General features: G+C 66.2%; 16 protein-coding genes. 6 read left to right on the forward strand and 10 right to left on the reverse strand.

Annotation, left to right across the window (positions count from 1 at the left end; all coding sequences use genetic code 11):
- Positions 1–2 precede the first annotated feature (2 nt).
- A complete protein-coding gene (gene cls / locus WDC82_RS22860; protein WP_340119733.1) occupies positions 3–1,442 on the reverse strand; it encodes a cardiolipin synthase in 1,440 nt (479 codons plus the stop codon).
- Positions 1,443–1,472: 30 nt separating this feature from the next.
- Positions 1,473–4,625 (reverse strand): PAS-domain containing protein, encoded by a 3,153-nt coding sequence (locus WDC82_RS22865; RefSeq protein ID WP_340119734.1) that lies wholly within the window; start codon positions 4,623–4,625, stop codon positions 1,473–1,475.
- A 230-nt stretch (positions 4,626–4,855) separates the two neighbouring features.
- Here WDC82_RS22865 and WDC82_RS22870 point away from each other — a divergent pair, with 230 nt between their 5' ends.
- Positions 4,856–5,086, forward strand: a complete 231-nt coding sequence (locus WDC82_RS22870; RefSeq protein ID WP_340119735.1) for a hypothetical protein — start codon at positions 4,856–4,858, stop codon at positions 5,084–5,086.
- A gap of 34 nt (positions 5,087–5,120) precedes the next feature.
- On the opposite strand, the gene WDC82_RS22875 is transcribed toward WDC82_RS22870, so the two are convergent.
- The 6 genes from WDC82_RS22875 to WDC82_RS22900 all read right to left on the reverse strand — a co-directional run bounded on the left by WDC82_RS22875 (position 5,121) and on the right by WDC82_RS22900 (position 13,708).
- Positions 5,121–6,047: an SPOR domain-containing protein gene (locus WDC82_RS22875; RefSeq protein ID WP_340119736.1), complete on the reverse strand. Its 927-nt coding sequence runs from the start codon at positions 6,045–6,047 to the stop codon at positions 5,121–5,123.
- Positions 6,048–6,187: 140 nt separating this feature from the next.
- Positions 6,188–8,299, reverse strand: coding sequence for an ABC transporter ATP-binding protein (locus WDC82_RS22880; RefSeq protein ID WP_340119737.1), 2,112 nt, complete (start codon positions 8,297–8,299; stop codon positions 6,188–6,190).
- Positions 8,300–8,308: 9 nt separating this feature from the next.
- Positions 8,309–9,199 carry an ABC transporter permease gene (locus tag WDC82_RS22885; protein ID WP_340119738.1) on the reverse strand — a complete coding sequence of 297 codons (891 nt, stop codon included), beginning with the start codon at positions 9,197–9,199 and terminating at the stop codon, positions 8,309–8,311.
- 11 nt (positions 9,200–9,210) lie between these two features.
- Positions 9,211–10,110, reverse strand: coding sequence for an ABC transporter permease (locus WDC82_RS22890; RefSeq protein WP_340119739.1), 900 nt, complete (start codon positions 10,108–10,110; stop codon positions 9,211–9,213).
- Between the two features lie 183 nt (positions 10,111–10,293).
- Positions 10,294–12,009, reverse strand: coding sequence for an ABC transporter substrate-binding protein (locus WDC82_RS22895; RefSeq protein WP_340119740.1), 1,716 nt, complete (start codon positions 12,007–12,009; stop codon positions 10,294–10,296).
- 478 nt (positions 12,010–12,487) lie between these two features.
- A complete protein-coding gene (locus WDC82_RS22900; RefSeq protein WP_340119741.1) occupies positions 12,488–13,708 on the reverse strand; it encodes an alpha/beta fold hydrolase in 1,221 nt (406 codons plus the stop codon).
- Positions 13,709–13,885: 177 nt separating this feature from the next.
- On the opposite strand from WDC82_RS22900, the gene WDC82_RS22905 reads away from it, so the two are divergent.
- The 5 genes from WDC82_RS22905 (at position 13,886) to WDC82_RS22925 (ending at position 18,392) form a co-directional block, all read left to right on the forward strand.
- A complete protein-coding gene (locus WDC82_RS22905) occupies positions 13,886–14,515 on the forward strand; it encodes an NUDIX domain-containing protein (protein ID WP_340119742.1) in 630 nt (209 codons plus the stop codon).
- Positions 14,516–14,643: 128 nt separating this feature from the next.
- The gene (locus WDC82_RS22910) at positions 14,644–15,654 is read left to right on the forward strand and encodes a cysteine synthase A (RefSeq protein ID WP_340119743.1); all 1,011 of its coding nucleotides are present in this window, start codon (positions 14,644–14,646) and stop codon (positions 15,652–15,654) included.
- 33 nt (positions 15,655–15,687) lie between these two features.
- The gene (locus tag WDC82_RS22915) at positions 15,688–16,395 is read left to right on the forward strand and encodes an alanyl-tRNA editing protein (RefSeq protein ID WP_340119744.1); all 708 of its coding nucleotides are present in this window, start codon (positions 15,688–15,690) and stop codon (positions 16,393–16,395) included.
- Positions 16,396–16,468: 73 nt separating this feature from the next.
- Positions 16,469–17,374, forward strand: coding sequence for a 3-mercaptopyruvate sulfurtransferase (sseA, locus tag WDC82_RS22920; protein ID WP_340119745.1), 906 nt, complete (start codon positions 16,469–16,471; stop codon positions 17,372–17,374).
- A gap of 4 nt (positions 17,375–17,378) precedes the next feature.
- Positions 17,379–18,392 carry a GNAT family acetyltransferase gene (locus WDC82_RS22925; RefSeq protein WP_340119746.1) on the forward strand — a complete coding sequence of 338 codons (1,014 nt, stop codon included), beginning with the start codon at positions 17,379–17,381 and terminating at the stop codon, positions 18,390–18,392.
- Between the two features lie 221 nt (positions 18,393–18,613).
- On the opposite strand, the gene WDC82_RS22930 is transcribed toward WDC82_RS22925, so the two are convergent.
- The gene (locus tag WDC82_RS22930) at positions 18,614–19,384 is read right to left on the reverse strand and encodes an amino acid ABC transporter ATP-binding protein (RefSeq protein ID WP_340119747.1); all 771 of its coding nucleotides are present in this window, start codon (positions 19,382–19,384) and stop codon (positions 18,614–18,616) included.
- A gap of 35 nt (positions 19,385–19,419) precedes the next feature.
- Positions 19,420–20,535, reverse strand: a complete 1,116-nt coding sequence (locus WDC82_RS22935) for an amino acid ABC transporter permease (RefSeq protein ID WP_340119748.1) — start codon at positions 20,533–20,535, stop codon at positions 19,420–19,422.
- Positions 20,536–20,543: the final 8 nt, after the last annotated feature.

Consider the following 20,543-nt stretch of genomic DNA (forward strand, 5'->3'; position numbering starts at 1 on the left):
GGCTAAAGTACCGGTCCCAGCAGCCGCGACAGGCTGACCCCGAAACGGAACCAGAAGGACTGTTCGTCGAGCTCGCCGGGCGCCACCTTCCGGCTCAGGGCGAAGTCGGCACAAAGCATCGCCTCGACCTCGCCGGCAAAGTCCTCGTCCCAAACCACCAGCGACAGTTCGAAATTCAGCCGGAACGAACGGTTGTCGAGATTGGCGGTACCCAAGGCCGCGAGGTCGTCGTCGACCAGCAAAACCTTCTGGTGCAGGAAGCCCGGCTGATAGCGAAAGATCTCAATGCCGGTACGCTCGGCCATGGGATAATAGCCGAAGCTCGCCATCTGGACCAACATCCGGTCCGCGCGCTGCGGCAGCAGGATACGGATTTCAACGCCGCGCAGGCGCGCCAATTCCAGGGCGGAGACCACCTGCTCATCCGGCACGAAGTACGGGCTGGCAATCCAGACCCGCCGGCGCGCGCTGCGCAATGCCTCCAGGATGAACAGCTCGCAGCTGTCCCGCATGTCCGCCGGGCCGGTCGGCAGGGCGAGGACCCGGTATCGTCCACCGGGCGCCGTTTGCGGCATCCAGTTCAACTCCGGGACCGCGCGGGCGGCCCAGAACCAATCCTCCACAAAGGCCAGCTGAATCGCCTGGACCACCGGCCCTTCGGCCCGCAGGTGAGTGTCACGCCATGCACCCATGGCCGCGTCGCGGCCGAGGTATTCGTCACCGAAGTTCAGCCCGCCGACGAAGGCGACATGGCCGTCGGCGATGAGGATCTTGCGGTGATTACGGAAGTTCAGCTGGAAGCGGTTGACAGGACCCTGCGTCGTGCCGAAGGGGCGGACCTCGACGCCGGCGGCCCGCAGGTCGCGCACGAAAGCGCGTGGCAGATCGTGGCTGCCGATCTCATCGTACAGCAGATGGACCCTCAAGCCCTCTCCGGCGCGGCGCATCAGGCGGGTCTTCAGGTCGCGCCCCAGGTCGTCGTCGCGCAGGATATAGACCTGAATCAGCAGGTAGCTCCGGGCGCTGTCGATCGCGGCAAACATGGCGCCGAAGGCGGCCTCGCCATTCTTCAGCACCTCGAGCGCGTTGCCATGGGAGAACGGCATGCCGGCAAGCCGCTCGAAGACCCGCTGCGCCACCGCGGACGCCGGCAGGGGCGCGCGATGCCCGTGTTCCACACGCTGCTGCAGGGCCGCGGCGATGTCGTGGATATGAAGATCGCCGGAGCGGCGCGCCGCGACATAGCCATGGAACTTGCCCCGGCCGAAGACCCAGTAAAGCGGCAGCGCCAGGTACGGAAAAGTCACCAGCGAAATCGACCACGCGACCGCGCCCTGGGCCGTGCGGGTCCGCACCGCCGCATGAAGGGCGGAGACGACCCCCGAAAGGTGGATGAACCCGGCGACCATGAGCACCAGGTTGTCGGCGAGCCAGGCGCTCATCGGTGGCCCCCGCCCTGCCGCCGGCCGAAATCAGTCGCGGGAATCATCGGCAGCGGGAACGGCGAAGTCCTCCAACAGACTGGCGATGGCGACCCTGAGACCTTCGGGATTGACCGGCTTCTGCAAGGTCGGGAAGCCCTGGTCGGCGATCTCCTGCATCTCTTCCTGGCCCCGGTCCGCCGTCACGATCAGCACCGGCACTAGGCGCCCCCAAAGCGCGCGCAGTCGGCTGGCGACGCTGACCCCGGTGCAGCCCGCGGGCAGACGGTAATCGGCAATGATCAGGTCAATCGACTGCATGCCGGCGCCGACGACCTCGGCCGCTTCGTCGTAATCCCGCGCGCTGATCACGCGACACCCCCAGGACTGCAAGGCACGCAGCATCCCTTTGCGAACCTGGGGATCGTCATCGATCACGAGCACGGTGATGTCGCCGCTCATCGGGGCCTGACAGGACCGCGCGCTCCCCTGCCCCTGCAGCTCGACGGATTTGCCGGTCAGGTCCAGCTCTACGGCGAAGACGCTGCCCTGCCCGCGCACCGACCGCAGGAAGATTTCGTGGCCGAGGATGTTGGCGAGGCGGCGAACGATGGAAAGGCCGAGGCCGACCCCCCGGTGGCGTTCGCGCGCCGCATTGTCCAGCTGGTGAAACTCCTCGAAAATCTTCTGCCGTTCGCCTTCCGGGATTCCCTGGCCGGTATCCCATACCTCGATCCGCAGCTTGCGCCGTCGCCGCCGGCAACCGATCAGGATCCGTCCGGCCGGTGTGTAGCGCACCGCGTTGGACAGCAGATTGCCGAGGATGCGCTCCAGCATGTTGGGATCGCTGTGGATCACATGGCTGGAGGGGACAACCTTCAGTGCAAGGCCACGCTCGCGTGCCTGTGGACCATAGACCCGGACCAGGCGATCGAGCAGCTGCTGCACCGGAAAGTCCATGAACTGGCCTTCCAGCTTGCCGCTCTCCAGCTCGGAAACGTCGAGCAGCGCGTTGAGCAGCCGGCCGGCCGCATTGGAGGCTTCCCTGAGGTCAGCGATGATGCAGTGCGCGTCCTCGTCGTCGACGGTGGCTTCCAGGGCGGCGACGAAGAGTTCCATCGCGTGCAGCGGCTGGCGCAGGTCGTGGCTGGCGGCCGCGAGGAAGCGGGTCTTCGCCCGGTTTGCCTGCTCGGCCATTTCCCGCGCCTGCTTCAGCTCCGTAATATCGGTGGACACGCTGGCGATGCCGCCGTCGTGCGTGCGGCGCTCGGTCATCAGGAAGGAGCGGCCGTCGTACCAGCTCACTTCGACGGAACCCTCGGCGGCGCGGTGGGCTTGCAGGCGCCGTTGCATCCAGGCCTCCCGCTTCTCGTCCGTGTCCAGGCCGTAGATGCAGCCATTGTAGGCGTTGGCTCGGGCGATCTCCTGAAAGGTGGCACCGGTGAAGACGTGCAGACCCTCGCCAAAGGCACGCTCACGATAGGTCTGGTTGCACAGCACCAGGCGGTCGTCGGCGTCGAACAGGGCAAAGCCCCCCGAAATGCTTTCGATGGCGTCGATCAGCCGCTCCTCGGCGTCCTCGGCGCGCTGGCGTGCCTCCACTTCCGACGACACGTCCTCAGCCACGCCCCGATAGCCGCGGAAGCGGCCGGTGCGGTCGTAGTACGGCTTGCCGTTGATCCGCCAGTAGAAGCGCTCGCCCTCCGGACTGACGTAGACGGCGCGCAGGTCCTTGATCGGGCGCCGCGCCTCGAGATCCCGACGCAACGCCCGCCAGTACTGGTCGCCCTCGACGTCGCCGGCGAAGATATCCCATAGGGTTCGCCCGGTCGCCTCTCCGGCGGTCGGCCGTGAGCGGCCGCTGGCCTTCTGCACGTCCAGAAAAGATGAGAAGCGCAGTGACTCTTCCATCTCCCAGAAGCCGCCCGGGCCGGACTGGGCGAAGTCCTTGAAGCGCTGCTCGCTCTCCTTCAGCGCCTCTTCGGCCGCCACCTGCTCGGTGACATCGAAACGGATACCGATGAAGCCGCCGGCATCGAGCGGATGGTTGTGCGCCTCGATCCAGCGGCCCTCGCTGGTCTTGGTGCGGAAGGTCGGATGGCCCGGAAAGGGATTGCCGGCCGCCCGCTCGCGGATGGCGCGTTCATCCCCCGCAAGAACGGTGAACTGGTCGCGGTCGAAGGCCAGCTTCATCAGCTCGGAGTAGGACGCGCCGACCTGCAGGTCGTTGGCCAGCTTCGGGTAGAGTTCGCGGTACTTGCTGTTGCAGAGCACGAGCCGGCCTTCGTTGTCGAACCATACAAAGCCGTCGGTCATGCTCTCGATGGCCTCGGACAGCAGCGCCTTGGACCGTGCGGCCTCCAACTGGCTGTGCATCAGCGCCCGTTCGGCCGACTTGCGCTCGGTCACGTCGGTACAGATCGTTCCGATCCCCTGGACCAGGCCGGCGCCGTCCAGCAGCGGAAACTTCACCGTCAGGCCCTCGACGATACCCTGCGGCAAGGCGATTTGTTCCTCGAAGACGCATGGTTGCCGGGTCCGCAGAACCTCCAGGTCCATCTGCCGGACCCGCGCGGCCCAGGCATCGTCGATGCCCATGTCGGCCGGCAGCTTGCCTCTAATCTGCTCGTTGGTGACCTGGTAGATCTCTTCGAAGCGCCGGCTGACCTGAAGGAAGCGGCCCTCGGTGTCCTTCAGGCAAATGTCGACGGGCGCATACTCGAAGATCGCCGCCAGGCGGCTTTCGCTGGCGTGCAGCGCGCTGCGCAGGTCGCGCTCCGGCGCACTCGGCGTGAGGACGACGCTCCACGCGCGGCCGCTCCCCGGCACCGCCGTTATCGGCGTCCACTGGCAGGCCGCTTCACGGCGCGTGCCGTCGCAGTCCTGCAGCACCAGGGTTTCGCTGACCGGGCTGCCGGCTCGAAAATGGTCGCGCAAGCGGGCCTCTTCGGCAGCGGGTCGGGCAATCGCCCGGAGGTCGGCCAGACTGCAGGCGTCTTCCTCCGACAGCCGCCGTCCGGTCAGACGCTGGAAGGCCTGATTGCCGTGGATCAGAACCGGCTCCGCGGCGCCTTCGCGGCACGCCGCCAGCGCTGCGGCGACCGGCAGGGCATCGAAGGCTTCGACGGCAAGCGCCGTCAGCCCGCTGCCTTGCCGCCCCTCTGCCGTAGGCTTGACCTGCCCCAGCGTTTCAATTCCATCCATCGAGCTGCCCCCGACGTCGCACGTCGCGCCAAGTATAGCTCTATTCTGCGTTGCAGCAGCGGGGAATTGAAGGCGGCCGGCCGCTGTCGCCGGCGTGCGGCCGCGGTTTCGCAAACTTTCGTTAACCATACTCTACCTAAGGGCGATCTTTTTACCCTTAACGAAAGTGCAAGAGGTCCTGCTCTAGCCTAAGGACGGTCAAACGCAATCACCTACCGGAGCATCCAGCCGTGCCGAAGTACGACGTAAAGCTTCAGCTGGACGACGAAGAACACCAGATTCACCTGGAGATCTATCAGCAGGTGATCTCTGCGCACGAGCAGTCGGAGGAAGAGGTCGTCCACCGGGCCAAGCAGCAGTTCCGCCATTGGGCAGAGAGCCGCGGGCCGGAGTGGAAGCTGGTGGCCCTGCGCATTCCCTTCACCGCCGTCACCGACAGCGAGATCCGAGTTTCCCACTGATTCGTCTGGCTCCTGGCCTGGCTGACCTGGCGGGCTAGCCCGACGACGGAGGAGCGCCCTTGTCCGTCCGCACCACGACAAAGCAGGCCTGACCGCTGCTGATCAGCGCGTCACACGCCTGTGCCGCGCCGGCACGGCTGTCGAAGCCACCCGCCTGAACGCGGTAGAACACGCCCCGCTCGCCCAGCCGGGCCTCCTCCACCACCAGACGCAATGGCTTCAGGATCTGCGGATAGCGGTCCTGCAGCCGCTGCCATTCGGCCATCACCTTGCGCTGGTCGGGAACCGCCGAGACCTGGACCAGGATGGTGCCCTTCGGCGCCTCCCATGCTTCCGTCACGAATGCCGCCGTCTGCGCCGCTTCGCCAGGCGCATCGCCGGCCGGCGCGCTGTCCGCCGCGGCGGCCTCGATCGGCTCGGGGCCCTGCTCTGGAACAGCTTTGGAGGTTGGCGCGGGTGCCCCGGCCGCTTCCTGCTGCCTGGGCGGCAGCGGCGGGAACTTGGGTGGCGGTGGCAGGCGCGATTCGCGGCGCGGCGCCGGCGACTCCCCCTGCCCCTCCTGGGGCGCCCCGATCGGCGGCAGAGGTTCGGCATTGACCTGTTCGACCGGCGGCGGCGCGACCGCCGGAGGCGGCGGCAAGCCGGCCGCGGCAGCCCGTTCCTGGGCCCGCTGGCGCGCCTGCTCCGCGGGGGTCAGCCTGCGCTCCTCCTGGAAGGCCGACAGGTAAGTCAGGCGCTGTTCGCTATAGACGACGCCGCTATCGGATGCCGCCAGACCCTCGGCGAGCTGCCCGCGTACGATCTTGGTCGGACCGGCATCGAAATCGAGGTCGCGCGACCAGGCCTGCGGCTCGGTCGGCTGCGCCGGCGCAGGCTGCGCCTTGGCGGATCCCGGGACCAGCGGCGGATCGGATTCCGGCGGCGGCCCGACCTCCCCCGTGCAGGCGGCCAGCGCCAGCAACGCCAGGACAGCCGCCAGGCTGCGGGCGCCGGGGCAGCGGAGTCGCGACCGGGCCCTTGATATGGTTAACGATTCTCGCCTCTCCATGGCACCGAAGGTACGACTGCCGGACGTCGGCGGCAAGCGTGGCTTCCCGTCGCCTATTCTGCCGCAGGCGTCTGGGGCGCGCGAGCCAGGCTGATCACCGGCTTCATGCTCTGAAGTTCCGCCAGAGGCAGGTGGCAGGCGATCCTGTGGCCGTCGCCCAAGGTCACCACCGGGGGCTCTTCGGTCTTGCAGATATCGCCGATGAAGCGCGGGCAGCGCGTGTGGAAGACGCAGCCGCTGGGCGGATTGGTGACCGAGGGCAGATTGCCTTCCAGGATGATGCGGGTCTTTTCGACAGAGGTATCCGCAATCGGCACCGCCGACAGCAGCGCCTCGGTATAGGGATGATAGGGCGGCGCGAAGACCTCGTCGGTGGTGCCCTGCTCGACAATGTGACCGAGATACATCACCACCACGCGGTCGGCCAGGTAGCGCACCAGGCTGAGGTCGTGGCTGATGAAGATCAGCGTCGTGCGGTAGGACTTTTGGATATCCATCAGCAGGCCGGTCACCGCCGCCTGCACCGAGACGTCGAGAGCCGAGACCGGCTCGTCGGCCACCACGGTGCTGGGGTTGCCGGCGAAGGCGCGGGCGATGCCGACGCGCTGCTTCTGGCCGCCGGAAAGCTGGCGCGGCCGGCGGCGTGCGAAATCGCGCGGGAGCTTGACCAGGTCAAGCAGTTCCATGACGCGCTGCTCGATCCTGTCCTTGTCGGTCTCGACACCGAACTTGCGGATGACACGGGCCAGCTGCGATCCCACGCTGTGGCTCGGGTTCAGCGTGTCGAAGGGATTCTGGAAGACCATCTGCATGGAGCCGACCTGCTCCGGGCTGCGCTTTTGCACTTCCTGCTGAGCGATGTCCTTGCCGTTGAAGAACACCTCGCCGTCGGTCGCCGTCTCCAGGCCCATCAGCACCTTGGCGAAGGTCGACTTGCCGCAGCCGGACTCACCGACGATGGCGACCGTCTCGCTGGCGCGGGCATCGAGGGAGATGCTCTCGTTCGCCTTCACGTGGCGCACCCGCTTGCCCGAGATCATGGCGGCGATCGAGTTGTCGGTGATCTCGTAGTACTTCTTCATGTTGTTCAGCGACAGCACCACCTCGCCGGCCTGCGTCGCGCCGGCGCCGACGCCCTCGGGTTTGTAGGTCGACCAGTCGATTTCCTGCCAGCGGCGGCAGCGCACGTCGTGACCCGGTTCGTCAGGCACCGGCGTCATCTTCAGTCCCTCGCGGTCGCACAGACCTTCCTTGAAGAAGTCGCAGCGCGGGCCGAAGTAGCAGCCCGGCGGGCGCTGGTGCGGCAGCGGAAGCTGGCCGCGGATCGGCACCAGGGGACGCGCCGCCTTGTCGGCGCCCGGCAAGGGAATGCAGCCGAAGAGGCCCTTGGTGTAGGGGTGGCGCATGTGGTCGAAGACCTCGCCCACTGCCCCGCCTTCCACCACCACGCCGGAGTACATCACGTTCACCCGGTCGCAGGTCTCCAGGATCAGGCCCAGGTTGTGCGAGATGTAGACCATCGAGGTGTTGTACTTGCTCGCGATCTGACCGATCAGCTCGATGATGCCGGCCTCCACCGTCACGTCCAGCGCGGTGGTCGGCTCATCGAGCAGCAGCAGCGAGGGGTTGGACAGCAGCGCCATCGCGATGACCACGCGCTGCTGCTGGCCGCCGGAGACCTGGTGCGGATAGACCGACATGATCCGCTCGGGGTCCGGCAGGTTCACGTCGGAGAGTATCTGCAGCGCCCGGTCGTAGGCTTCTTTCTCGCCGATGTTCTCGTGACACAGCGGGACTTCCATGAGCTGGCGGCCGAGGGTCATCGAGGGATTCAGCGAAGCCATCGGCTCCTGGTAGACCATGGCGATCTCGTTGCCGCGCAGCTGGCGCAGTTCCTCCTCGCTCAAGGTCGCCATGTCGCGGCCCTTGTAGAGCACCTGGCCTCCGACGATGGCGCCGTTATTGCCGAGGTAGCGCATGATCGCCATGGCCACGGTCGATTTGCCGCAGCCCGACTCTCCGACCAGCCCGATGCTATGGCCCTGCTCCAGCGTCATGTTGAAGTCGATCACCGCCGGGATCTCGCCGGCGCGGGTGAAGTAGGAGATGCAGAGATCCCTGCATTCCAGGATCGGCCCGGTGTAGCTGTGATCTTTGCTCGCCATGCTCGCTCCCTAATCGCGCAGTGAGACTTCGCGCAGGCCGTCGGCCAGCAGGTTGAACCCGAGCACCAGCGAGGAGATCGCGATGCAGGGGAAGATCGCGATATACGGCAGGAACATCGCAACCTGGCGATTCTCCGACACCATGCCACCCCAGTCCGGATCGGGCGGCGGCAGGCCAAGTCCCAGAAAGCCGAGAGTGCCGATGGTGATCACGACGTAGCCGAGCCGCAGGCAGGCATCGACGATCAGCGGACCGCGGGCGTTCGGCAGGATTTCTACCAGCATGATGCGCCAGGGCGACTCACCGCGGGTCTCCGCGGCGAAGACGTACTCACGGTTCCGCAAGTCGAGGACCAGACCGCGCACGATACGCATGATGCCCGGCGCCGAGGCAAAGGTCACCGCGATGACGATGTTGGTGCCGGAGGCCCCGATGGTGGCGATGATGATGATGTAGAGCACCAGCACGGGGAACGACAGGATGACGTTGGCGACGAAGGACAACACGTCGTCCGTCAGCCCCCGCCGGTAGCCGGCGGCGAGCCCCATGGGGATACCCACAAGATAGGCGCAAAGCGTCGCCAGCGGCGCGTAGAGCAGCACCTGGCGCGAGCCGAAGATGATGCGCGAGAGGATGTCGCGGCCCAGCTGGTCGGTGCCTAGCCAATGGACCGCGCTGCCGTCGAGCGACGGCCCGCCCGGCAGGGTTAGCGGCGCCCCGGTCGCGTTGGGCGGAAAGGGTGCCAGCAAGGGGGCGAAGATCGCAACGAAGACCCAGAACAGCACGAGGACCAGCCCTACCATGCCGACCCAGCTTTCGCGAATCAGCGCCAGGCCCTTGGCGAAGCGCAGCACGGAGGACTCGCGGCGCGGTACGGCGGCAACGGCTTGCTCGGTCATATCGCGTCCTCCTAGCTGAAACGGATCCGGGGGTTGAGGTAGGTGTAGCCGATATCGGCCAGGGTCTGGGTCATCACAGCAACGAAGACCGCCACCATGGCACAGGCCTCGATCAGGTAGATGTCCTGATTGAGCGAGGCTTCATAGAGCAGACTGCCGAAACCTTTGTAGGCATAGGCGACCTCGACCACGATGACGCCCGACAGCAGCCAGTTGATCTGCAGCATGATCACAGTAAACGGGGCGATGAGCGCATTGCGCATCGCATGGCGGCGGATCACCTGGCCGTAGGGCAGTCCCTTCAGAACCGCCGTGCGGATGTAGTGCGTCGTCATGACCTCGGCCATGGAGGCGCGGGTCATGCGGGCGATGTAGCCGAAGTCGTAGATCACCAGCACCAGGACCGGAAGGACGAGCTGCACCGGATCGAAGCCGTCTGCCATGCCGCTGGTGCCGGGCAGCAGCTGGAACTGGAAAACCAGGACCGCCATCAGGAAGGTGGCGCTGGCGAACTCCGGGACCGACGTGGTCAGGATCGACACGACCGAGACGCCGCGATCGCGGGCCCCGCCCTCGCGCATGCCGGCGATGACGCCGAGCGTCAGCCCGATCAGCGAGGCGAAGAACAGGGCGATGCCGCCGAGAATGCCGGTATTGGCGAGGCGCGGCCACAGCACCTCCGATACCGGCACCTTGAAGCGCACGGACTCGCCGAAATCGCCGACGACGAAGTTCCCCAGCCAGCGCAGGTAACGCAGAATCGCCGGATCGTAGTAGCCGTTCGCCTGCAGCCAGAGGTGGCGCTGCTCCTGGGAGGAGTAGGGTCCGAGCACCTTGGTCGCGACACCGTCGATGTTGACTTCCAGCAGCAGGAAGACCAGGACCGACACCACGAACATGGTCAGGATCATGGTGCCGAATCGCCGAACCGCAAAAACAAGCATCGCGCCCTAACCTTCCTGCTCCTGCCTTGTGCCGGCCATCGGCCTGGCATTCTTATTGTTTGGGGCGTGCGGGCAACGCACCGCCCAAAGGTGAGCCGAAATGAATGAGGGCCGCAGCACCCCCGGCACTGCGGCCCTCTTTACGCTCCGCTAGGCCAACCAGACCCCATTGAACTGGTGATAGCGCGTCGGGTGGGCGGTATAGCCCATCACCTTGTCGGTGGTCGCCGTGAAGACCGAGCGGAAGAACGGCTGCACCATGATCGCATCGTCCTGCAGGATCTTCTCGACGACGGCCATGGCCTTGCGGCGCTCTTCCACATCGAGCAGGGCCTCGGCCTTGTCGAGCGCCTTGTCGAACTCCGGATTGTTGTAGCCGGTCTCGTTCCACGGCACGCCGGCCCGGTAGGCAACGCTCAGCACCATGGTGCCCAGCGGGCGGTGCGTCCATGAGGTCAGGCTGAAGGGGGCCGTGGTCCACACTTCCCAGTACTGCGTCGAGGGCATCACGTTGATGGTGATGTCGATGCCGGCCTCGGCCGCCTGCTGCTTCAGCACCTGAACCGAATCCTGCTCCCAGGTTCCGTCGGTGTTGCCGACGTTGCAGGTCACCTGGATCCCGTTCGGGAAACCGGCCTCGGCGAGCAGTGCTTTGGCCTTGGCCGGATCGCGCTTCAGCGGCGGCAGCTTCGCGTACTCCGGATGAATCTCGGCGACGTGGTGGTTCTCGCCGACCGAGCCCATGCCGCGGTGCGCCAGCTTCAGGTTCTCGGCGTTGTCGCTGGCCAGCACCATGGCCTGGCGGACCTTGAGGTTGTCGAAGGGCGCCTGGTTCACGTTCATTCGGATGACGCCGGTCTGCGCCGTCACCGCCTGGGCAACCACCACGCTCGGAATCCGCTCGGCGAGCTCGAGGGTCGGGATGCCGAGACGGTAGATCGCATCGACCTGACCGGAAGCCAGCGCCGCGATGGCGGCCGCGTCGTCCTCGCCAGTGTCGATGTAGCGAATCTCGTCGAGATAGACTTCACCGCCCCAATAGGGGTCGCTGCGCCGGCGCAGGGTGCAGCGCTCGCCCACGGCGAACTCCGCCAGTTCGAAGGGGCCGGTGCCGATCGGGTTCTTGGAGAAATCGCCGCCGTCCTTTTCGAAGTCACGGTGCACGATCGCCATCGGGTAGTTGTAGAGGTTCTCCGGCATCGACAGCACCGGCGAGTTGAGATGCAGCCGGACCGTATGGTCGTCGACTTTCTCGACCGCGCCTTCACTCATGCGCTTGCCCATGCGGGCGTTGCCGTTCTCGTCCTTCTCGCCGGTGTCGTACTGCTCCGTCATCGCGTCCAGCAGACCGATGTTGGAGGACCCCGTCTTGGGATCGAGCCAGCGGGTGAAATTGAACACCACGTCGTCGGCGTTGAAATCGTCGCCGTTGCTCCACTTGACGCCCTGGCGCAGCTTGAAGGTCCAGGTCTTGAGATCGTCGGAAGCTTCCCAGCTTTCAGCCAGGTAGGGCCGCGTGATGTTGTCGGGGCCGGTGATGGTCATATATTCGATGATGTGGCGGGTCTGGTTCGACTTCTGCGTCCAGTCGAAAGTCGAGGGGTCCTTCATCTCCTGCACCTGCATGGCGAGGCGCAGCGTGCCGCCCTGCTTCGGTGACTGGGCAGCGGCCTCCTGCATGAAGGCACCACCAGTCGGATCGCCGGCGAAGGCATAGGCCGAGGCGGCGGACACGCCGAGGAACGCCGTGAGACGCACGAACTCGCGGCGATCCATCTTGCCGCCCTCGTACTGCGCGCAGAGTTCCTTCACACCCGGATGCAACGGCTTGCCGTTGATCGTTTCCAGTTTTTTGTCTTTCGTCATTTTCGATGGTCTCCCTGTGAGCTGACCTCTGGCTGGATCCCGGCGTTCTGCCGTGGCACACACAGCCGCTTGATTATCACCGCCGCGCCTTCATCCATCCTCGCCCATCCCACGGGACGGCGAGCATGAAAACCGAGGGCGCACGCTGCGTATCTCTTGAACTCTGGGATTCTGAAGGGAGCGGTTGCTCGCCGCTCCGCCGGTTTCGCACGGCAAATCCGTGCCGCCACGGCCACGCCTCAAGCCTGCCGACGGTCGCCCGCCCTCTTCTGGCATCCCCTGTTCTTCAACGCCTCTCCGCCTTTTCCGCCCGCGAGAGGATCCGGCGGGCGGCGGGTTATTTGTTTCTTTTCAAAGACAACCCTAGCAAACTTTAGCCCTGCCTCAAACCCGTCAGTTGCAGCGGTGCGACGGCCAGTGTGCCAGAAACGACTTGGCTTTGCCCCCTGCTGATCCCCTCTGGGGGCCCGATCCGGGATCATTCGACCGCTTGCGTCTCGATCAGGATCTCGCTGTGCAGGGTCCTGTGCACCGGGCAGCGGTCGGCGATCTCCAGCAATCGCTGGCGCTCGGCTCCGCTCAGCTGCCCCGTCAGTTCGATACGCCGTTCGATGCGGTCGAGCTTGCCTTCCTTGGTCTCGCAGTGCGCGCAGTCCTCGGCGTGGATCTTGCTGTGCGACAGCGTCACCCGCGTTTTTTCGAGCGCCAGCCCCTTATGATCGGCATAGATCCGCAGGGTCATCGAGGTGCAGGCGCCCAGGCTGGCCAGCAGCAGGTCATAGGGCGACGGCCCGCTGTCTTGGCCGCCCACACTCTCCGGCTCGTCGGCCCGCAGGACATGACGGCCTGAGGCGATGCGCTGGGTGAAGCGGCCCTCGCCGGTTTCCTCAACCACCACATGGCCTTCCGGCGGCTTTTCGTCCCGCTCCTGCGTCATGCCCAGGTAGCGCCCGGCCCAGGCGGCGAGAACTTCGGCGACATAGATCGCGTCTGACTTGCGGCTCAGCAGGTGGTCGGCGTCGTCCAGGGAAACGAAGCTCTTGGGGTGCTTCGCCGCCAGGAAGATGCGGCTGGCGTTGTCGATGCCGACCACAGCGTCACGGGGCGCGTGGAACACGATCAGCGCCTTTCTGAGGCCGCCGATCGCGGTCTCCAGCCGATGGCCCTCGATGTCCTCGAGAAACTGCTTCTTGATGCGGAAGGGCCGGCCGACCAGCAGGACCTCCGCCTCCCCTGCCGACTCGATCTCAGCCCGTTGCTCGGTGAAGTGTTCGGCGACATGGGCCGGGTCGGCCGGGGCGGCGATGGTGGCCACGGCCTTGGCCTCCGGCACCTGCGCGGCGGCCGCCAGCACCGCAGCGCCGCCCAGGCTATGGCCGATCAGCAGCTTGGGCGCCTCGTAGTGCGCGCGCAGGAACTCGGCGGCCTTCACCAGGTCTTGGATGTTCGAGGAGAAGTTCGTATTGGCGAAGTCGCCCTCGCTGGCGCCGAGGCCGGTGAAGTCGAAGCGCAGCACCGCGATGCCGCGCTCGGCCAAGCCATCGGCGATGCGTGCCGCCGCGAAGATGTCCTTACTGCAGGTGAAGCAGTGTGCGAACAGCGCGTAGGCCCGCGGACGTCCTGCCGGCAGGTCGAGGCGCGCCGCCAGCATGGCGCCGTCCGCCCCGGCAAAGCTTACTTTTTCGCTCTTTGCGGCCATCCAACGCTCCTGCGATCTAACCTCACCGACCCCGATGGCACCACGCGGAAGCCGGTTCGGCAAGACCCGACCGGCCGGGCCCGCAAAACGCTTCAGCCAATGCCCTTGGGCCGCGCGCGGCGGCTCGGCTATGGTGGCGCCGCTTTTGCAATGTTGCCGCAAGGAGATGACAGCACCGTGTCACCGCGTAACCCCCAGCCCGCACCCGAACAGGATCCGCGCATTGAGGTCGTCGAGAAGACGACGCCCTTCAAGGGCTACTTCCAGATCGACCTCTACCGGCTGCGCCACCGCAAGTTCGACGGCGGCTGGACCGAAGAGATGACGCGCGAGATCTTCGAGCGCGGCCACGCCGCCGCGGTGCTGCTGTACGACCCGGCGCGCGACACCGTGGTGCTGATCGAGCAGTTCCGCCCCGGCGCCTATGCCGCCGGCATGGAGCCCTGGCTGATCGAGATCGTCGCCGGCATCATCGAGCCCGGCGAGAGTCCCGAGGATGTGGTGCGCCGCGAGGCCGTGGAAGAGGCCGGCTGCACGGTCGGCGCGCTGCATCCGATCGGCCGCTACCTGGCCACCCCCGGCGGTTCTTCCGAAACCCTGACCGTGTTCTGTGGGCGCACCGACAGCCGCAATGCCGGCGGCATCCACGGCCTCGATCACGAGCACGAAGATATCCGCGTCCTGCCGCTCAGCCGCGCCGAAGCGTTGGAGCGCCTCGCCCGCGGCGAGATCACCAACCTCACCGCCGTGGCGGCCCTGCAATGGTTGGCCTTGAACCACACAGAGCTTATGCGTATTTGGAAGTAATCTACGGTGCAGTCTTGGGAATTCTCACTGGCCGGACCTTGAACCCCCTTGGCCGGGGCGGCTACTCTCGCCGGCCAGGCGCCCCGCCTCCTTCCGGCGGCGGCGTCTCAGCTAGGAAGAAGAAGAAAATGGACGTCTGCGACGGTTTTGTCGGCGCGATCGGCAACACCCCCCTGATCCGCCTGCGCAAGCTTTCCGAGGAGACCGGCTGTGAGATCCTCGGCAAGGCGGAGTTCCAGAATCCCGGCGGCTCGGTGAAGGACCGCGCGGCCTGGGCGATCATCAAGGACGCCGAGGACCGTGGCACCTTGAGGCCCGGCGGCATCATCGTCGAGGGCACCGCCGGCAACACCGGCATCGGCCTTGCCCTGGTCGCCCGAGCGCGCGGCTACCGCTGTGTCATCGTCATCCCAGAGACCCAGAGCCAGGAGAAGAAAGATATCCTGCGCATCTCCGGCGCCGAGCTGCGCGAGGTCCCGGCGGCGCCTTACAAGGACCCCAACAACTACGTCCATGTCTCCGAGCGTCTGGCCAAGGAACTCAACGAGAGCCACCCCGAGGGCGCCATCTGGGCGCGTCAGTTTGACAACGTCGCCAACCGGCGCGGGCACTACGAGACCACGGGCCCGGAGATCTGGCGGCAGACCGACGGCAAGATCGACGGTTTCGTCTGCGCCGTGGGCACCGGCGGCACTCTGGCCGGCGTCGCGATGGCGCTGAAGGAGCGCAGGAAGGACGTTGTCATCGGTCTCGCCGATCCGATGGGTGCGGCGCTCTACAGCTTTTACACCAACGGCGAGCTGAAGGCCGAGGGCAGCTCGATCAGCGAGGGCATCGGCCAGGGCCGCATCACCGCCAACCTGGAAGGCCTGACGGTCGACGCCCCCTTTCAGATCCGCGACGAAGAAGCCATCCCGGTGGTCTTCGACCTGCTGGAGCACGAGGGGCTGTGCCTGGGCGCGTCCAGCGGCGTGAACGTCGCCGGCGCCGTGCGGCTGGCAAGACAGCTGGGCCCGGGGCATACCATCGCAACCATTCTCTGCGACGGCGGCATGCGCTACCAGAGCAAGCTTTTCAATCCCGCTTTCCTGCGCGAAAAGGGGCTGCCGGTGCCAGCGTGGCTGGAAGGGCGCGGCTGAGCGGGAAACCCGAGCCCAACAGGACGAGAGGCAATGGAACTGCTGTTCAGGGAGGACCCCTACCTCAAAAGCTGCGAGGCGACCGTGACCGCCAGCGGACCCGAAGGCCTGCGCCTCGATCGCACCGTCTTCTATCCCACCGGCGGCGGCCAGCCGGGCGACTGCGGCACCTTGACCCTGGAAGACGGCACGGTCCTTTCCGTCGTCGACGCGGTGAAGGGCGACGGCCACGAAGATGTGGTCCACGTGCTGGCCGAGGGCACCCCCGCCCCCGCCCCCGGCAGCAAGGTGACGGCGGCGATCGACTGGGAGCGCCGCTATCGCCACATGCGCATGCACAGCTGTCTGCACCTGCTCTGCGCGGTGGTGACCGGCGACGTCACCGGCGGCCAGATCGGCGCCGACAAGGGCCGGCTGGATTTCAACCTGCCGGACACCCAGCTCGACAAGGACGCCCTCAGCGCCGCCCTGAACCGCCTCATCGAGGAAGATCATCCGGTGCAGCCGCGCTGGATCAGCGACGAAGAGTTGGCGGCGCAGCCCGACCTGGTGCGCACCATGTCGGTGAAGCCGCCCTCGGGCAGCGGGCGCGTGCGCCTGCTCGACATCGCCGGCGTCGATCTGCAACCCTGCGGCGGCACCCACGTGAGCCGAACCGGCGAGATCGGTCGCGTGAAGGTCGGCAAGATCGAGAACAAGGGCCGCCAGAACCGGCGCATCAACATCCTGTTCGACGAATAGCATTTATCGCTCCCGGCAACGCTCCGGAAGGGCAGCGGCCTGGAAGTGCCGCGGGAGGAAGCAAGGAACCGTCATGGTCGATTTCAAGAACGAAGCGCTGGTCTCCACCGCATGGCTTGCCGACAACCTCGGCGCCCCGGACCTGCGCGTGGTCGATGCCAGCTACTACCTGCCCGGCGAGGGCCTGGATCCGCGCCAGGAGTTCGAGGCGCAGCACATCCCCGGTGCGGTTTTCTTCGATATCGACGCCATCAAGGACCCGGCGAACGACCTGCCCCACATGGTCCCGCCGCCGCACATCTTCTCGTCCAAGGTGCGCAAGCTGGGGCTCGGCGACGGCTTGCGCCTGGTGATCTACGACCAGCGCGGCCTGTTCAGCGCGCCGCGCGTCTGGTGGACCTTCCGTTACTTCGGTCACGAGGACGTCGCGGTGCTGGACGGCGGCCTGCCGAAATGGCTGAACGAAGGCCGCCCGGTGGAAGACGGCCCGGCGCGTCCGGAAGAGCGCCACTTCACCCCGCGGGTGAACAGCATGCTGCTGCGCGACCGCGGCCAGATGCTGGAGAACCTCACGCGCCAGAACGAGCAGGTGGTGGACGCCCGCGGCGCCGGCCGCTTCGAAGGCCGCGACCCGGAACCGCGCCAGGGCCTGCGCGCCGGTCACATCCCCGGCAGCCGCAACCTGCCCTTCACCGAGATGTTCGATCCCGCGACCCAGACCCTTCGCGACGCGGCGGCACTGAAGACGCGCTTCGCCGCCGCGGGCGTCGACCTCGACAAGCCGGTGGTCACCACCTGCGGCTCCGGCGTCACCGCGGCCGTGCTGGCGCTCGGCCTGCACCGCCTCGGCCACCGCGACGTGGCGGTCTACGACGGCTCCTGGTCGGAATGGGGCCTCGAGGGCGACACCCCCGTCGCGACCGGTCCGGCACCCGGCGGCACGGCCGCGAGCGGTCAGCCCAAAACCGACCGGGCGTGACCCGGTGACGACGATCCGTCCCTACGGCGGCAAGGACTTCGCCGCCTGTGCGGCGCTGTGGGAGCGCTGCGGCCTCACCGTCTGGTACAACGATCCCGCCCGCGACATCGCGCTGTGGCAGCAGAGCCCCAACAGCGAGATCTTCGTGGCCGAGAGTGCCGGGACGCTCAGCGGCACCATCTGCTGCGGTCACGACGGCCACCGCGGCTGGCTCTACTACGTCGCAGTCGATCCGTCCGACCGGCATCACGGCCTCGGCCGCCGGCTGGTCCGCCATGCCGAGGCATGGCTGCACAAGCAGGGCATCCGCAAGGTCGAATTGATGGTGCGCGAGAGCAATCGCCAGGTCATCGGCTTCTACAACGCGCTCGGCTATGCGGTCACGCCGCGTGCGGTGATGGCGCGCTGGCTCGAGCTGCCGGCCGAACCGCCCGCGGACACCCCGCTGCCATTGGACCTTGCTCTCGCGGCGGGCCGCGACTCCAAAGTGCGTTTCACCATCACCTACCTGGAGATGACCGCGCGGCCGGCCATCGCGCCGGTGCACCCGCCGATCAAGACCAAGTTCGCGCTGATGCTGGCCGAACGGCCGACGGTCGCCTTCTACCGCTATCTCTACAACACGGTGGGCGGCGACTGGCGCTGGTGGCTGCGGCGCCAGATGTCCGACGAGGAACTCGCCGGCATCCTCGCCGACGATCGCGTCGAGGTCTTCGTGCTCTACGTCGACGGCGCGCCGGCCGGCTACTTCGAACTGGATCGCCGCGAGGAGCCGACCATCGACCTCGCCTACTTCGGGCTCATGCCGCACGTGGTCGGCCGCGGCCTCGGCCGCTTCCTGCTGTACTCGGCCATCGAGCAGGCCTGGAGCTACGATCCCGAGCGGCTGACGGTGAACACCAACACCATGGACCATCCCCGGGCCCTGCCGCTGTACCAGAAGATGGGCTTCGTGCCCTACCGCCAGGAAGAGGAGGAAATCTTCGATCCCGCCATCACCGGGGTGATCCCGGCGTAAAAGGCTGTGCTTGCTGAATGACGCTTAGAAGCCGCACTCAAGGTGTCGTCCCGGCACTTGATGCCGGGACCCATTGCCGTCGCCGTTCGCAGGTGACGCCAATATAGAGACCCGGTGTTTGAACCTGGTGAGGATGCAAATGCGGTGGGGCCGTCGCCCTTACGCGAACGCCAATGGGTCCCGGGGTCAAGCCCCGGGACGACAGCGGTGTGGGGCAACTGCTAGTGGTGCAGGATCTGGCTGAGGAACAGCTTGGTGCGCGCCGACTGCGGGTTGTTGAAGAACTCTTCCGGCTCGTTCTCCTCGATGATTTCGCCGCCGTCCATGAAGATCACCCGGTTGGCGACCTTACGGGCAAAGCCCATCTCGTGAGTCACGCAGAGCATGGTCATGCCGCTCTCGGCGAGGCTGACCATGACGTCCAGAACCTCGGAGATCATTTCCGGATCGAGCGCCGAGGTCGGCTCGTCGAACAGCATGATCTTCGGGCTCATGCACAGCGACCGGGCGATGGCCACGCGCTGCTGCTGGCCGCCGGAGAGCTGGCCCGGGTACTTCTTCGCCTGCTCGGGGATCTTCACCCGCTCCAGGTAATGCATGGCGACGTCTTCGGCCTCTTTCTTCGGCATCTTGCGCACCCAGATCGGCGCCAGGGTGCAGTTCTCCAGCACGGTCAGGTGCGGAAAGAGGTTGAAGTGCTGGAACACCATGCCGACCTCGCGGCGGATTTCCGCGATGTTCTTGACGTCGTGGGTGAGTTCGATGTTGTCGACGAGGATCTTGCCCTTCTGGTGCTCTTCCAGCCGGTTGATGCAGCGGATCATGGTCGACTTGCCGGAGCCGGAAGGGCCGCAGATGACGATGCGCTCGCCCCGATTGACCGTCAGGTTGATATCCTTCAGGACATGGAACTCGCCATACCACTTGTGCATGCCGATGATCTGGATCGCCACCTCATCGGAGATCTGCAATCGCGGAGCAGCTTCAGACATCCCAGTTAGCCTCCTTCATGCCGGCCGCGCTCTCTTCAGCGCTTGTGGCCGGTGTGCAGTTTCTTTTCCAGATAGATCGAGTAACGCGCCATGCTGAAGCAGCAGATGAAGAACAGGATGGCAATGAAAACGTAGACCTCCCACGCCAGGCCGTTCCACTTGGCGTCCGACAGCGCCGCGCGGCCGACGCCCAGCACGTCGGTCAGACCGATGATCACCACCAGGGTCGTATCCTTGAACAGGCCGACGAAGGTGTTGACGATGCCGGGAATGGAAATCTTCAGCGCCTGCGGCAGCACGACGAGGCGCATGGACTGCCAGTACCGCAGCCCCATGGCATCCGCCGCCTCGATCTGCCCCTTGGGTATCGCCTGCAGCCCGCCGCGCACGACCTCCGCGATGTAGGCTGCGGAGAAGATGGTGACCATGATCAGCACCCGCAGCACGAGGTCGAAAGTCGTCCCCGGCGGCAGGAAGTAATTGAGCATCGTCGAGGCGATGAAAAGCAGGGTAATCAGCGGCACGCCGCGGATGAACTCGATGAACATCACACACAGCATGCGCACGATCGGCATGTGCGAGCGCCGTCCGAGTGCCAGCAGGATGCCCAGCGGCAGCGAGGCGACGATGCCGGTGACACCGATCACGACGTTCAGCGTGAAGCCGCCGAGCTTGGTGGTCTCGACCGGCTCCAGCCCAAGCTTGCCGACCAGCAGGACGAAGGCGATGACCGGGAAAAGCCCCGAGTAGATGAACCAGTACTGCCGGTAGGGCGTCTTGTCCCACAGCACTGGCAGCAGCGCGAGGACGAACAGCACCGCCGTCAGGTCGATCCGCCAGCGCAGGTGTTCCGGGTAGAAGCCGTAGATGAACTGCCCGAAGCGCACGTTGGCCAGCGCCCAGCAGGCGCCGCTGCCGATCTCCCGGCACTCTTCGCGCGATCCCGCTACGAAGACCGCATCGAAGAACGCCCAGTTGAGGATGGCGGGAACCATCAGATACAGAAGATAGAGTGACACCAGGGTCAGAACGATGTTCAGCGGCGAGTTGAGCAGGTTCTGCCGCACCCAGAATATCGGCCCCCTGGTCAGCATCGGGGGCGGCAGGCTGGGGTGGGTGCCGGGCTCGTAGGTGCGAGTCGTATCCGTCATGACGGCTC

The sequence above is a fragment of the Pelagibius sp. 7325 genome, assembly GCF_037652055.1.
In the GTDB taxonomy this organism is placed as follows: Bacteria; Pseudomonadota; Alphaproteobacteria; order Kiloniellales; family Kiloniellaceae; genus Pelagibius.